This is a genomic window from Streptomyces sp. NPDC001927, from assembly GCF_053594455.1.
Genome location: NZ_JBSFEN010000002.1, coordinates 624,254 through 638,640, shown reverse-complemented (window position 1 = coordinate 638,640; position 14,387 = coordinate 624,254). Strand labels below are relative to the sequence as shown.

9 protein-coding genes are annotated in these 14,387 nt (G+C 72.8%); 3 read left to right on the top strand and 6 right to left on the bottom strand.

Annotated elements, in window-relative coordinates:
• The first annotated feature begins 359 nt into the window (after positions 1–359).
• Positions 360–1,766, top strand: a complete 1,407-nt coding sequence (locus ACWCO8_RS07315; protein WP_451031368.1) for a short-chain fatty acyl-CoA regulator family protein — start codon at positions 360–362, stop codon at positions 1,764–1,766.
• Positions 1,767–1,776: 10 nt separating this feature from the next.
• On the opposite strand, the gene ACWCO8_RS07310 is transcribed toward ACWCO8_RS07315, so the two are convergent.
• The 3 genes from ACWCO8_RS07310 to ACWCO8_RS07300 form a co-directional block, all read right to left on the bottom strand.
• The gene (locus ACWCO8_RS07310) at positions 1,777–3,081 is read right to left on the bottom strand and encodes a cation:proton antiporter (RefSeq protein ID WP_451031367.1); all 1,305 of its coding nucleotides are present in this window, start codon (positions 3,079–3,081) and stop codon (positions 1,777–1,779) included.
• Positions 3,082–3,086: 5 nt separating this feature from the next.
• Positions 3,087–3,572, bottom strand: a complete 486-nt coding sequence (locus ACWCO8_RS07305; protein WP_362002783.1) for a cation:proton antiporter regulatory subunit — start codon at positions 3,570–3,572, stop codon at positions 3,087–3,089.
• Between the two features lie 83 nt (positions 3,573–3,655).
• On the bottom strand, positions 3,656–4,228 hold the full coding sequence (locus ACWCO8_RS07300) for a TetR/AcrR family transcriptional regulator (protein ID WP_451031366.1): 573 nt from the start codon (positions 4,226–4,228) through the stop codon (positions 3,656–3,658).
• A 141-nt stretch (positions 4,229–4,369) separates the two neighbouring features.
• On the opposite strand from ACWCO8_RS07300, the gene ACWCO8_RS07295 reads away from it, so the two are divergent.
• Positions 4,370–5,401, top strand: coding sequence for a medium chain dehydrogenase/reductase family protein (locus tag ACWCO8_RS07295; RefSeq protein ID WP_451031365.1), 1,032 nt, complete (start codon positions 4,370–4,372; stop codon positions 5,399–5,401).
• Between the two features lie 85 nt (positions 5,402–5,486).
• Positions 5,487–5,888 (top strand): nuclear transport factor 2 family protein, encoded by a 402-nt coding sequence (locus ACWCO8_RS07290; RefSeq protein WP_451031364.1) that lies wholly within the window; start codon positions 5,487–5,489, stop codon positions 5,886–5,888.
• A 16-nt stretch (positions 5,889–5,904) separates the two neighbouring features.
• On the opposite strand, the gene ACWCO8_RS07285 is transcribed toward ACWCO8_RS07290, so the two are convergent.
• The 3 genes from ACWCO8_RS07285 to ACWCO8_RS07275 form a co-directional block, all read right to left on the bottom strand.
• A complete protein-coding gene (locus ACWCO8_RS07285) occupies positions 5,905–7,704 on the bottom strand; it encodes a bifunctional serine/threonine-protein kinase/glutamate ABC transporter substrate-binding protein (RefSeq protein ID WP_451031446.1) in 1,800 nt (599 codons plus the stop codon).
• Positions 7,705–7,810: 106 nt separating this feature from the next.
• The gene (locus ACWCO8_RS07280) at positions 7,811–8,896 is read right to left on the bottom strand and encodes a trypsin-like serine peptidase (protein WP_451031363.1); all 1,086 of its coding nucleotides are present in this window, start codon (positions 8,894–8,896) and stop codon (positions 7,811–7,813) included.
• A 24-nt stretch (positions 8,897–8,920) separates the two neighbouring features.
• Positions 8,921–14,260, bottom strand: a complete 5,340-nt coding sequence (locus tag ACWCO8_RS07275) for a trypsin-like peptidase domain-containing protein (protein WP_451031362.1) — start codon at positions 14,258–14,260, stop codon at positions 8,921–8,923.
• Positions 14,261–14,387 lie beyond the last annotated feature (127 nt).

The following is a 14,387-nucleotide window of genomic DNA, read 5'->3' as shown; positions in this document are numbered from 1 at the left end:
CCAAGCCGCGCACGGCTCTCCCGTGGGGCTCCTGCGGTGTGGCACTAGGTGTCTCACTGTGGGTCGCGGCCCGCCGGCGCCCGACGGGGCGGAGGTGAGCAATCTGGCCACTCCAGGCCGTCGCATCGCCGGGATGGCCGACATCAGGGCGCGAATCGGGTCCCGGCTCCGGTCGGTGCCTGTGGGGTCCGGCGGGCCGCACTCAGACTCTGGCACTGGCACGCAGTGCCATCAATCGTGGAGAAGTGCCAAGTTCTGCGAATCTTCCGGAGCCGGATTGCCAAGATTGCGAAGGGTGCGAAGGATGCCGTCTGACGTACGCTGCCCCTGTCCCGGACGGACATGGAGGGGGAGCGCGCGTGGGCAAGACGTACGCGGGGGCGCGGCTGCGGCGGCTGCGCGAGGACCGCCGGATGAGCCAGGCGGAGCTGGCCCGGACGCTGGGCATCTCGCCGAGCTATCTGAACCAGATGGAGCACGACTCCCGGCCGCTCACCGTGCCGGTGCTGCTGCGGCTCACCGAGACCTTCGGCGTCGACCCGGGCTTCTTCTCCGAGCGGGACACCGGGCGGCTTGTCGCGGACCTCCGGGAGGCGCTCGCGGGGGAGCTGTCCGCGTCCCGCGTCGCCCCCTCCGAGCTGGCCGAACTGGCGTCGCGGCTGCCCGAGGTCGCCCGGGTGTTGGTCCAACTGGGCCGTCGTAACCAGGCGTTGTCCGAGCAGCTGGCCGACGCCGCCGACGGCCGGTACGCGGCCGGGGAGTCGCCGCGCTCCGCGCACGAGGAGATCCGGGACTTCTTCTACCGCCGCCAGAACTACCTGCACGACATCGACCTCGGGGCCGAAGGGCTCGCCGCCGAGATCGGCATCCAGCCGGGCGAGGTCGTCCGGGCGCTGACGGCCCGGCTCGCCGACACCCACGGCGTACGGCTCTCCGCCGAGACCGGCGACCGGCTCCACCACTACGACGGGACGACGCGGACCCTCCACCTCTCCCCGCGCCTGCGGCCCGGGCAGCGTGCCTTCCGCATGGCCACCCAACTGGCCCTGCTGGAGTGGGGTGCGGAGCTCGACCGGCACGCGGCCGAGGACTTCGCGGCCGGTTCGCCCGCCCACGCCCTGGCCCGGATCGGGATCGCCAACTACTTCGCGGCGGCGCTGATCCTCCCGTACCGCTCCTTCCACGCCGTCGCCGAGGAGTTCCGCTACGACATCGAGCGGCTCACCGACCACTTCGGCCTCGGCCACGAGACCGTCTGCCACCGGCTGAGCACCCTGCAACGGCCCCGGCTGCGCGGGGTGCCCTTCTCCTTCGTCCGCGTCGACCGGGCCGGCAACCTGTCCAAGCGGCAGTCGGCGACCGGCTTCCACTTCTCCCGCGCGGGCGGCACGTGCCCGCTGTGGAACGTGTACGAGGCGTTCGCCGCCCCCGGTCGCATCCACGTGCAGATCGCCGCCATGCCCGACGGGCAGCGCTATCTGTGGACGGCCCGCGCCGTCACCCGGCACCGCGGCGGCTGGGGCGAGCCGGGCAAGACCTTCGCGATCGGCCTGGGCTGCGAACTCCGGCACGCCTCACGCCTGGTGTACTCCGACGGCCTTGACCTCGACAACGCGGCGGCGGCCACCCCCATCGGGATGGGCTGCCGGCTCTGCGAACGGCTCGACTGCCCCCAGCGGGCGGTCCCGCCGCTCGGCCTCCCTCTGCGGATCGACCAGAACAGCGGCACCTTCGTGCCGTACCCGGTGGCGGAATCGGGGCGGTGAGAGGACGGGCTCAGGGGCGTCCGGAGGTGCCGTCCTCCACGGGCTCCAGGATCTCCTCGGCCGGGGCTTCGACGGGGGCTTCGACGGGGGCTTCGACCGGCGTGGCCGTGACGACGGGGGCTTCGACCGGCCTGGCCGCGACGGCGGGGGCTCTGCGGAGGCGAGCGGTGACGCGGGTGGCGATCGGCTCCGTGTAGCGGGCGGTGAGCGGGCCGAGGACGACGAGGACGAGGACGTACGCCGTCGCGAGCGGGCCGAGGGCCGGTTCGACGCCCGCGGTGACGGCGAGACCCGCGATGACGATGGAGAACTCGCCCCGGGCGACGAGCGTGCCGCCCGCCCGCCAGCGGCCCTTGACGGAGATCCCGGCCCGCCGGGCGGCCCAGTAGCCCGTGGCGATCTTCGTCGCCGCCGTGACCACGGCGAGCGCGAGCGCGGGCAGGATCACCGGCGGAATGCTGGCCGGGTCGGTGTGCAGACCGAAGAAGACGAAGAACACCGCCGCGAACAGGTCCCGCAACGGGCTCAACAGATGGTGGGCGCCCTCGGCGACCTCGCCCGAGAGGGCGATGCCGACGAGGAACGCGCCGACGGCGGCGGACACTTGGAGCTGCTGGGCGATGCCGGCGACGAGCAGCGTCAGACCGAGGACGACCAGGAGGAGCTTCTCCGGGTCGTCGCTGGAGACGAAGCGGGAGATGAGCCTGCCGTAGCGGACGGCGACGAAGAGGACCGTGCCCGCGACGCCGAGGGCGATGGCGAGAGTGACGCTCCCGGCCGCCAGGCTCACCCCGGCCAGCAGGGCGGTGACGATCGGCAGGTAGACCGCCATGGCCAGGTCTTCCAGGACCAGGATGCTCAGGATGGCCGGTGTCTCGCGGTTGCCGAGGCGGCCGAGGTCGCCCATGACCTTGGCGATGACGCCGGAGGACGAGATCCAGGTGACGCCCGCCAGGACGACGGCGGCGACCGGGCCCCACCCGAGGAGCAGCGCCATCCCGGCGCCGGGCAGGGCGTTGAGGGCGAAGTCGACCAAGCCCGCCGGGTATTGGGTCTTGAGGTTGGTCACCAGGTCGCTGGCGGTGTACTCGAGGCCCAGCATCAACAGCAGGAGTATCACGCCGATTTCGGCGCCGATCGCGACGAACTCCTCACTGGTGCCCAGCGGAAGCAGACCGCCCTCGCCGAACGCGAGGCCCGCGAGCAGGTAGAGGGGTATCGGGGAGAACTGGAACCGTCCGGCGAGACGGCCGAGCAGTCCGAGCGCGAGGATGATCGCGCCGAACTCGATCAGGAAGACGGCGGAGGAGTGCATGCCGCTCACTCCTGGCCGAGGATCGCGGCGGCCGCCTCGACGCCCTCGCGGGTGCCGATCACGATGAGGGTGTCCCCGCCGGCAAGGCGGAAGTCCGGTGCGGGCGACGGGATCGCGTCGGCCCGCCGCAGGACCGCGACGATGGAGGCGCCGGTCTCGGTACGGGTCCGGGTCTCGCCCAGGACGCGTCCGTTCCAGTGCGAGTGCGCGGACAGTTCGATCCGCTCGGCGACCAGGCCCAGGTCGGTGGTGGAGAGCAGGTTGGGGCTGTGGTGCGAGGGCATCAGCGCGTCGATCAGCGCCTCCGCCTCCTTGGCGGTGAGCTTCGCGGACAGCGCGCACTCGTCGGGATCGTCCCGGCGGTACGCGTTCAGTGTCCGGCTGCCGTCCCGGTGGGCGATCACCGACAGGCGCCGGTGCTCACGGGTCGTCAGGTCGTAGCGGACGCCTATGCCGGGGAGCGGCGTGTTGCTCATCCGTGGAACGGGCACGAGGAACCCCCTGTGCGTGTCGTCGAAAGAAGATACGAACGCGCCCCCGCACCCGGCACACCCTACCGGCCCTGTCCGTACGGCTACCTGCCGAGCGTCGCGACCTCGTTCTCGAAGAGGGCTTCCGGAGACACGTCGTCCATGCCCGTGAAATGGCCCGCGAGTTCGAGCGAGAGCACCCCGTGGAGCCGGGTCCAGAACGCCATCGCCGTGGCGAAGGGGTCCGGCGAACCCGCGGCCTCGCCGGCCCGCAGGAGCACGCTCATGATCTCGGATGCGATGCCGGTGATCTCGTCCGGCGCGTGGTAGCCGGGCACGGGTGTGCCGTAGACGAGGAAGTAGCGGTGCGGGTCGGCGAGGGCCCAGCGGCGCAGCGCGCGGGCGATGTCGGAGAGGTCGGCGCCCTCGCTCTCCGCCTCGCGGACGGTGTCGGCGAGGCTGCGGTAGGCGTCCCGGACGAGCTCGGTGATCAGCTCGTCCCGGCCCGCGAAGTACCGGTACAGCGCGGGTCCGCTCATGCCCATCTTCTTGGCGATCGCGTTGAGCGACAGAGCCGAGGCGCCGTCGGCCGCGATCTGCTCCCAGGCCAGCTGCTTGACCTCGGCGCGCACCTGGTTCCGGTACCGCTCGCGTGGCGTTCCGCCGGTCTCCGTCATGGGTTCCTCCCGCTCCGACGCTGATGGTTAGACGCTATCACTCATGCGAATGCTTGACAGCTTCGCGAGAGCTCGGTTATACCTTGTAACGGAAGCGATAAGGCGTAGTCGTTACGTCGTCGACAGCGGAGGCAGGTCGTCATGAGCGTCATCGAGCGAGTAGAGGTCGTCCTTCCCGGCACGGTGGAGCCCGAGGGGCTCCAGCTGCGGCACGGGCCGGTTCCGGCGGCCGGAGCGGGTCAGGTGCTCGTCGCCATGGAGGCGACCGGGGTCTCCTTCGCGGAGCAGCAGATGCGCCGAGGCCGGTACTACGACCAGCCGCCGTTCCCCTTCGTCCCGGGGTACGACCTGGTCGGCCGCGTCGCCGCCGTGGGGGCCGGGGTCGGCCCGGACCTGCTCGGCACCCGGGTGGCCGCGCTGACCAAGACGGGCGGCTGGGCCAGCCACGTCCTGCTCGACGCCGCCGATGTCGTCCCCGTACCGGAGGGTCTCGGGGCCGCCGAGGCGGAGACCGCCGTCGTCAACGGGATCACGGCCTGGCAGATGCTCCACCGCAAGGCCCGGATCAGGTCCGGTCAGACCGTCCTGGTGCACGGCGCCAACGGCGGCGTCGGCACCGTGCTCGTCCAGCTCGCGCGGAGCGCCGGGGTGAAGGTCATCGGCACCGCCTCCGCCCGCCATCACGAGGCCCTGCGACGGCTCGGCGTCACCCCGATCGACTACCGGACCGAGGATGTGCCCGCCCGCGTACGGGAGTTGGCGCCGGGCGGGGTCGACGCGGTCTTCGACCACGTCGGCGGCCGCAGCGTCGTCGACTCCTGGCGGCTGCTCGCGAAGGGCGGCACCCTCGTCTCGTACGGCAGCGCCGCCACCCGGGACGACTCCGGCTCGAAGCAGATGCCGGTACTGAAGATCCTCGGCCGGGTGTGGGCCTGGCAGGCGCTGCCCAACGGTCGGCGCGCGTACTTCTACAACGTCTGGGGCGGCCGGGCCTTCGCGAAGGACCGCTTCCGCAGCCGCCTGCGTGCCGACCTCGGGCAGGTCTTCGAGGCGATGCGGCGCGGCGAGATCACGGCCAGGGTCGCGGCCGAACTCCCGCTGAGCCAGGTCGCCGACGCGATGCGGTTGGCCGAGTCGGGCACGGTGAACGGCAAGGTCGTGCTGGTCCCGTGACGCTCGATCCGGGGTGGACAGGGCCGGGCCCCCGGCTCTAGCCTCCTCCCCAACCTATTCAAGTATTTGAGTATTGCGAGGGCGTATGCACCCGTTCCGCAAGGCCGTCGAGAACCGTGACGCGGCCGCCATCGAGGCCCTGCTCGCCGAGGACGTCGTCTTCACCAGCCCCGTGGCCTTCAAGCCGTACGCCGGCAAGGCGATCACCGCCGCCATCCTCCGGGGCGTGATGCGGGTCTTCGAGGACTTCACGTACGAACGCGAGATCGCCAACCCCGACGGCCGCGACCACGCCCTCGTCTTCACCGCCACGGTGAACGGCCGCCGGGTCCAGGGCTGCGACTTCCTCCACTTCGACGAGGACGGCCGGATCGACGACTTCACCGTCATGGTCCGGCCCCTGTCCGCCGCCCAGGCGCTCGCCGAGGCGATGGGCGCGCAGTTCGACCGCATCGCGCAGGAGGCGGCGGAGGGCGCGGCGGGGTGAGCCGCCCGGGCCCGGGTCAGCCGGTCGGCGATTTGGCGGTGTCCGTCGCCTTGAGCAGCGGCAGGTTCCTCTCCACGGCCGCCGCCCACGAGCCGTCCGCCACCATGGCCTTGAGGGCCGTGTCGATGCGCCCCCGCAAGGGGCTGCCCTTCGGCAGGCCGACGCCGTAGCGCTCGTCGGTCAGCTTGAATCCGGCGAGTTTGAACTTGCCCTGGTACTCGGCTTGTGCGGCGTATCCGGCGAGCAGGGCGTTGTCCGTGGTGACGGCGTCGACGGTGCCGGCGGCCAGGTCCTGCATGCACACCTCGTACGTGGAGCGTCCGTACACGACCGCCCACGTGAGGTTCTTCGTGATGTTCTCGGCCGAGGTGGAACCGGTGACCGAGCACCATGTCTTGCCCTGCAGATCCTCCAGCCGAGTGACTCCCGCCTCCTCGGCTCGGAGCAGGACGTCCTGGTGGGCCGTGAGATACGGGCCTGCGAAGTCGACCTGTTGGGCGCGCCGGTCCGTGATCGCGTACGTCGCCACGACGAGGTCGACCTCACCACGGGTGAGGGCGCTCTCCCGTTCGGCACTCGTGATGCCCTTCCACTCGATGGCGGCGGGGTCGTGGCCCAGGGCGCGGGCGACGTACGTCGCGACCTCCACGTCCAGGCCCGCGTACGTGCCGTCGTCCTTCTGCCGCGCGAAGCCGGGCTGGTCGGACTTGATGCCGATCGTGACGGTGGGCGTGGTCGTGGTCGCGGTCGTGGGCGTGCGGGGAGTGCTCGGTGACGTGGACGCGGACGGCTTGTCGCCGCCCTTGGCCTTGGCGCCGCCGTCGGGCCACAGTGTCCAGGCCAGAACGCCGGTCAGCGTCAGCGCCACCGCCCCGACAGCCGCGAGCCAGCTCTTCCGTACGCGCCGGGGTGTCCGTGTCGGTGCCGGTGGCGCGATCCGGTACGAGGTCGCGGTGTCGGGCTCCGCAGGCCGCGCGTCCTCGGGCTCCGGTTCCGTGCCCGCGGCGCGCTCCGCCTCCGCCAGTAGCCCGTCGAGCGTCTCCGCGTCCGGGCGGGCCGCCGGGTCCCGTACGAGGACGGCCGTCAGCGCCCCCGTGAGCGGGCCGGCCTCGCGCGGGGGCGGGACGTCCTCGCCGAGGACCGCCGCGAGCGTGGCGAGCGTCCCGCCGCGGCGCAGCGGGTTCTGGCCCTCCACGGCCACGTACAAGGTCAGGGCCAGCGACCAGAGGTCGGCGGCCGGACCGCCCTCCTCCCCGCCGACCCGTTCGGGGGCCATGAAGTCGGGGGTGCCGATGAGGGAACCGGCGGCGGTGAGCGCGGTCGACCCGTGGAGCGCCGCGATGCCGAAGTCCGTCAGGACCGGGGAACCGTCCGGGCGCAGCAGGACGTTCGCGGGCTTGATGTCCCGGTGCTGGATGCCCACCGCGTGCGCCGCGCGCAGCCCCGTGAGGATCCCGCGCCCGAGCGTGGCCGCCTCGCCGGGCGTGAGCCTGCCCCGGTCGAGCCGGTCCTGGAGGGAGCCGCCGGTGACCAGCTCCATCACGAGCCAGGGGTACGACTCCTCGCCCTCGTCGACGATGTGATGGATCGTCACCACGTTCGGGTGAGTGACGCGGGCGAGCGCCCTCGCCTCGCGCAGGACCCGGTCGCGCAGGGCGCGGGCGCCCGCGGGGTCGTACTCGGCGAGCGCCGGATCGGGTGGCCGTACCTCCTTCAGCGCCACGTCGCGGCGGAGCATCAGATCGCGGGCCTTCCATACGAGGCCCATCCCGCCGCCGCCGAGCCGTGCCACCAGCTCGAACCGGCCGTCGATCACCCGCGCCACGCCGCCCCCTTCGCCCCCGTCACCCTCCGTACCGGCCCGACTCTGCCACACGGGGCGGGAGTTCAGCGACGTGATCCCGAGGCTGCCCGGCCGTCGTTCAGACCCAGTTGATCTCCGCCTGCGCCAGCAGCGGATCGTCGATCAGCTCCCACAGGGGGACGGCGACGTTGCCGAGGCGGTAGCGGCCGCCGAAGTGCAGGCCGAGGACGCGGTGGTCCGTCAGGTCGAAGACCGGGGAGCCGCTGTTGCCGCCGAGGGTCGAGCAGTCGTGCTTCATCACCAGGCCGCCGGGGGCGAACTCCGTCGCCGTACCCGGCTGGAGGCGCTTGACGTTGTAGATGTCCATGAAGATCCGGCGCATCGACTCCGGCTCGTTGCGCCGCCCGTCCCAGGCCGGGTAGCCGACCACGTACACCGGCCGTCCGGGCACGTCGGCGGGTGCGTCGGCGGCCACGGCGAGCGGGGTCGGCAGCGGGTCGCCGTCCGGTGGTTCGATCCGCAGGAGGGCCATGTCGACCTCCGGGTGGATGCCTATCACCTCGGTCACCTCGTACGCGGGCGACCCCGACCCAAGGCCCGGATCCGCCACGGGGACCGCGGCCAGCTCCTCGCCCGGGTCGACGCGCGCCGACATGCCCTGCTGGAAGGACCAGCCCGCGTCCACTGCGCGGCTGAACTCCACCGCCACGTGCCGGTTCGTCATCACCGCGCGCGGCCCCACGAGGAAGGCCGTGCCGACCCAGTCCAGGTTCGGGTGGCCGGTCACCTCGACCCGGCCGACGCGGGCGATCGACTCGCGGATCGCGTCCCGGCCGGCCTCCAGGACCGACCAGTCGCCGTCCTGGGCGGCGAAGTTCTGCCCCTGCACCAGGATCGCCGGCCTGCCCTCCAGGAGGACGATTGCCTCCACGCCGAAGTACTCGTCCTCGTCGATCTCGTCCGCCCGGTGCGCGGCCATCTTCTCCAGGCCGGCGACCCCCGCCTCCAGGACCCGGGCCCGTTCCTCCTGCGCGAAGCGGGAGATCTGGCCGGCCGGGGCCTGGTCCGGTGGCAGCTCCGCCGCCGATTCGGAGATCTCCGCCTCCAGGTGCCGGCGCACCCGCGCGGCGACGCCCGCCAGGTCGTCGAAGACCCGCTCGGGGCCGGTCGCGACCGGTGATCCGTACGCGTTCCGCGTCTCCATCTCGCACCTCACCTCACGTCACGCTCAGGCAGCCCACATGTGGGTCTCGGGCCCCGGCACCGCCTGTGCGGCGCCGATCTCCTCGTACAACTCCGGTGCCGTCTCCTTCAGATGGGCCAGGATCCGGCTCATCTGGGTGCCGACGTTCACGAACGCCGTCGTCCTGCCCTGGTAGTGGACCTCCTCGACGCGGCGGGTGCCGCGGTGGAGCGCCACGACCGTCCAGTCGTCCGTGAAGACCGGTGAACCGGAGGAGCCGCTGCGGGTGTCGGTGAAGTACCGGAGGTCCCGGTCGTCGGCCTCGAAGACGAGGTTGTTGCGCAGCGCCACCCGCTTGGGCTGGCCGCCGGGGTGCTGGATGATGTTGACCGCCACCGGTTCGGCGCCGGTCAGGAGCAGCGGCGCGGTCGCCACCTTGAGCACCGGGCGGGGCGGCAGCCCGGGCGAGAGCCGCATCAGCGCGAAGTCGAGGGTCTCGTCCCAGGCGACGAGGGCGCCCGCCGTGGCCTCCACGGTCTCCGCCTCGTCGGCGCCGTAGTCGAACCGCGAGCGGGAGTTGCGCACTTGGAGCTGGAGGTCGTCGTCGGCGACCCGGAGCACCACCCCGGGCGAGCGGGTACGGGCGTTCACGACGTGGTGGTTGGTGATGAGGAGGTCGGGGGTGATGAGCCAGCCGGTGCCCGCGTGCGGGTAGGCGGGCTGGAGCGGGCGGCCCGACTCGAACGGGGGGACCTTCAGCCGGGCGACCGACGAGCCGGCGAGGACGCCGCCCTGCAGGAACTCGAACGGCACGGTGTCGTCCCGGAAGATGATCTCCTCCTTGGTCTCGGCCGGCAGCGTCCCGGGCGGCAGGTCCGGCTCCCCTGCGGCGTCCCGCGCCACGTCGTCGAGCGCCCGCTGGAGCACCGTGAGCGGGGCCGCGTCGACGGTCTGGGCGATCGCGTTGTGCAGCCAGATCTCCAGCGGAACGGTTCCGTCGATCAACCGCTCCACCTGGTTCATCACGTCCAGGTCGGAGTGCATCTGGCGCAGCGGGGTGTCCATCGCGGGCAGGCTGGCCCGGAAGTGCGCGGTCGTCCCCGCGAACAGCAGGCGCCGCACCCCGTCCTCGGCGAGCCCCGCGTCCAGGGCCGCGTTGCGGACGCGGACGAGGTCCTCGGCGGAGAGGTACGGCTCCCCGCGGATCGAGCCCTCGGTCGCGGCGGGCGGGGGCTGCGACCAGAGGCCCCGGCCGTCCCCGCCGGTGGCGGGCTCCGTGGCGGGGCCGCGGGCCGGGGTGCCCGCGTCCATGGCGGCGGCGACGCCCTCGACCAGGTCGCCGCTGGCGTCGCGGAGGGTGAGGACCCGCCAGGCGACGCTGTCCAGCGTCCCGCGCTCGCGCGCCTGGCGCAGCGCCCGCTCCACCTCCGCCCGTGTCATCCGGGCGGTGTGCGGGACCGCGTGGCCGCCCGTCGAGGTCCTCGTCGCGGTGGGGACGGTCCCGGTGGGGACGGCCGCCGCGGGGGTGCCGGTCGCCGACTCCAGGATCCGGATCAGGGGTTCGCGCAGCTGCGGTTCGTCGGTCATCGCCGTGTCGATCCAGCGGGCCAGGGCCTCGACGACCGCCTCGTCGTCGGCCGGAAGTCCCACGAGCCGCAGCGTGTGTTCCAGGAGTTCGGGATCGACCCGGGAGGCCGTGGCCGCCGCCGCCCTGGCCAGGGCGGGCTGCCGGGCCAGCTCCTCGTCCGGCATGCCGCGCAGCGTACGGGCGAGGCGGTCGTCCATCTCGGCCGAGCCCTCGTCCGACAGCGCCGCCAGGCGCGAACGGGCCACCAGGACGCCCATCGACTCGTGCGCGAGACCGAGCCCGGCCGCGACGTCCTCCGCCTCCTGGAGGTCGTGGTCGGCGTCCGTGAGGTCGCCCTCGTCCTGGGCGAGCCGCGCGGACATCTGGAGCAGTTCGAGGCGGGTCCGCGCGCACCCCGCCTCGGCCGCCAGGTCCACGGCCTGCTCGGCGGTCTCCCGGGCCTCCGCGATCCGCCCGGACCGCGCCAGGGTCTCCACCAGCTGCCCGTGCAGCCTGCTGCACGGCGTCCAGGGCCGCCGCTCGCCCAGCCGCTCCACCGCCGCCTCCACGTACCCCTGGGTGAGCAGGTCCTCGACCTCGCGCGCGGCGATCCGCTCCCAGTCCTCCTGGTCCGCCTCGGCCATGATCCGGTCGGGTACGTGTCCGCCGAGCTTCCCGAGCAGGAACGCGGCCGAGCGGGGCGGCATGTCGCGGTCCGCACCGGTCAGGTAGGGGGCCACCCCTGGCTCCCAACGCCGTTCCACCGCGCGGGGGTTCTGGCCCAGCCGCAGGCGGTGGTAGATCTCCTCGGCGCGTGCGGCGGGCCCCTCGCGTGCGGCGTGGAACTCCACCGCCAGGTGGTCGACCGCCCGCATCAGGTCCGTCCGCGCGCTGTCGGAGAGCCGCAGCATGATCGAGCGCAGATCCGCCCGGTGCCGTACGGCCTGCGGCCCCGCCGGCTCCATCAGGTCGAGCCGCGAGACCAGCCGGCCGAAGAGGGCACGGGCCTCCTGGTCGGAACCGACCTCCAGGCCGGCCGGTTCGGCGAGGACCTCCCTGACCAGCTCCGGGGTGATCACCCGCAGCGCCAGGCCCGCCTGCACGAGGGCGCGGACCGCTTCGTCCGCGATGTGGTTGAGGATGCGGTCGTACAACGTGCCCTGGATCAGCATCTGGTCGACCTGGTGGTGGAAGTACCGGCGGCGCGAGGGCAGGGTGCGCAGCAGGTCGCCGAGCGGCTCGGATCCGGCGCCCAGCAGGACGGTGGTCCGTGCGGCGAGTTTCAGGCTGAGCGGATGGCCGCCGATCCGGTCGACGAGGTCCCGGGCGACGGCCTCGTCGTCGACCCCGGAGGACATCAACAGGTCCAGGGACGCCTGCTGGTCCAGCTCGCCCAGTTCCATGGTGCGCGGCGTGAGCACCTTCGCCGGGTGGTCGATGGGGGCGCGACCAGCGACGAGGTAGCGCAGCCGGGGATACGCGGCGCGCAGCGCCGACCAGATGGCCCACATGCGGCCGAGGACCGGGGAGCCCCGGTACTGGGCCTCCTCGAAGGAGTCGTAGGCGATCACCAGCGGGGGAGCGTCCTCGCCGTCCGGCGTGGCGACCGCCTCGGCGACCAACTCGGCGACCTGGCGGGCCAGTTCCTGTTCGCGGGCGCTGGCCCGGGCGTGGAACCCCGCCGAGTAGTCGCGGCCGAGGGTCGCGCGGGTGGCGGACAGCTGGTACAGCTCGTCGAGCTGGTTCCGTTCGCCGCGATGCGAGGCCGCGGTCTCCTCGCACTCGTCGGCGAGGGCGTCGAACGCGGCCCGGTGGGCGGGGTACTGGACGCCGAGCTGGCGGGCGGCCTCGGCGAGCACCGTGGCCGGTTCGTGGATGGAGAGCGTCGGGCGCTCGAAGTCGATGAAGGCGAAGGGGAATCCGGTGGGGGAGTCGCGGAGGCTTTCGACGAAGAAGGTGGCGAGCAGGGTGCTCTTGCCGATGCCGCCCACGCCGTGGATGAGGACGGGCGGCTCGGCCGGTTCGGAGGGCAGCGCGATGTACGCGCGCAGCGCGTCGAGTTCGCGCTGCCGCCCGTGGATCGGGCCGTCGGACAACCGCTCCAGGGGTTCGAGCAACCGGGCCCGCTCCAGCCGGTGTTGAACGTGGTCGACGTCAGGAAGCCCGGCGATGCCGGGGACCTGGCGCAGCCACAGGACGGCCCGCAGGGTGTCGCAGAGCCCCTCGACGCTCAGCGTGTCGAGGTCGGCCGGTACGCCGGACAGCAGGGCGAGCGCGGCGCGCTCGGTGCCGAGCCCGTCGTGTCCCGGGCTTTCGCAGGGGCCGCCGTGGGCCGGTACGCAGTGCTCCGGCGAGGCGCCTTCGGTACGGGGGCCGGCGGGCAGGGTGCCGATGGTGGCCTCCAGGGCAAGCCGGGCGGCCTCGGGGGTCGCGAACGCGCTCAGCGTCTCCTCGCGGACCTCGGGCTTCAGGACCCAGGTCTGCGTGGGGTGCGAGGCCAGTGCGGTGCAGTCGTCGACGAGGGCGAGGGTGGCGCGCCCGGTGGGGGCGCTCTCGCCGGGCAGTCGCAGCAGGGCGGGGTCGAACTCGTCCAGGAGGCAGGCCGCCTCCCGGTAGGCCCTGCGCAGCTGCGGCAGCGTGGCGACGGGCGGCGGATGGGCGGCCGTGCTCCGCAGTGCCAGCTCGAGCTGATCGGGGGCGTCGTCGCCGGGGGCGAGTTCGCGGGAGAGCCGTACCGTCTCCTCCACCGCCGTGCAGACCCGGCGCATGTAACTGTCCGTGGAATCCGCCGAGTCGACCGCGTACAGCACCCCGGACACCGCCACGTCCACCAGGCGGGCGAGCGTGGCGGGGTCGGGCGGGGGCTGACCCTGGAGGAAGAACTCCCGGAAGAACGTGTGCAGATCGTCCTCGGTCACCACCTGTGCCGTGTCGCGGCACTCGTTCTTCCGAATGTCGTACGGGAGTTGGCGCATCGCGGGGGAATAGCCGAGCAGGACGAGCCGGGGCACGGAGTCCTGCCGTACCGGTGTGTGCTCGTAGACGGCGAGGGCGAGCTTGCCGATGCAGTCCCAGACGTCCGAGGTCGGGTCGAGCTTGTCGCACTCGTCGAGCACCAGCCAGAAGCGCTCCTCGGCGGCCGTCGCCCAGCTCACGATCCGATGCACGGCGTCGTCGACGGAGGGCAGTGGATCGTTCAACTGTGTGGGGTTCAAAGGCGACCGGTCCACCCCGGGACCCGCGACGAACTCGGTGAGTCGCTCCACGAGCCGCGCCGCCGTCGTCGTCCGCGAGAGCGTGATCCGTACGGGACGGAAGCCGCAGTGCTGCCCGAGGTGGCGGATCAGCCGGTACGAGTACGAGCGCCCGCTGTCCGGCTCGCCGTCCACCACGAGCACCGTCTGCTCCGGGTCGGCGACGAACCCCCGGAGCTTCTCGCGCAGCTCGGCCCGGTCGATGAAGACCTCGGTCCCGTTCGCGAGCACCAGCGTGCCGAACGGGTCGCGCGCCGAACGCAGCAGCTCCTCGTCCTCCCGCAGCCGCCTGAGCAGGCTCCGCGCCTCGACGTTCCCGGCCGCCGTGAGCGCGTCGAGCCCGGTGAGGGCGTCCAGCAGGGCGCGCTGATGGGCGATGTCCTTGCGCGCCGCGGCGACCACCAGGTGCGCGTTCGCGTCCCGGTCCGGAGTGAGCACGAGGGTCCCGACGAATTCCGGCGAAAGCCCCACGCCCCGCAGCCGGCCGGCCGGGTCCGGGGTGTCGAGAAGGTACTCACGCACCCATGTGGTGACGAGTCCCCACTCCGTATCGGTGAGCGGCATACCGCACCTGCCCGGCGGTCCCGACTACCCCTCCTGTCATCGTTTCACCGGGCAGGGACGGTGGCAAACGGGCGACGGGCCGATCCGGACACGGGCGACGGGCCGATCCGGAGACGGCCCGCCCCCT

Bases quoted from the DNA above. Each gene is read 5' to 3' on its own strand.
- ACWCO8_RS07280 (WP_451031363.1), bottom strand. From the start codon at position 8,896: ATGGAGACGCGGAACGCGTACGGATCACCGGTCGCGACCGGCCCCGAG.
- ACWCO8_RS07295 (WP_451031365.1), top strand. From the start codon at position 4,370: ATGAGCGTCATCGAGCGAGTAGAGGTCGTCCTTCCCGGCACGGTGGAG.
- ACWCO8_RS07275 (WP_451031362.1), bottom strand. From the start codon at position 14,260: ATGCCGCTCACCGATACGGAGTGGGGACTCGTCACCACATGGGTGCGT.
- ACWCO8_RS07310 (WP_451031367.1), bottom strand. From the start codon at position 3,081: ATGCACTCCTCCGCCGTCTTCCTGATCGAGTTCGGCGCGATCATCCTC.
- ACWCO8_RS07290 (WP_451031364.1), top strand. From the start codon at position 5,487: ATGCACCCGTTCCGCAAGGCCGTCGAGAACCGTGACGCGGCCGCCATC.
- ACWCO8_RS07300 (WP_451031366.1), bottom strand. From the start codon at position 4,228: ATGACGGAGACCGGCGGAACGCCACGCGAGCGGTACCGGAACCAGGTG.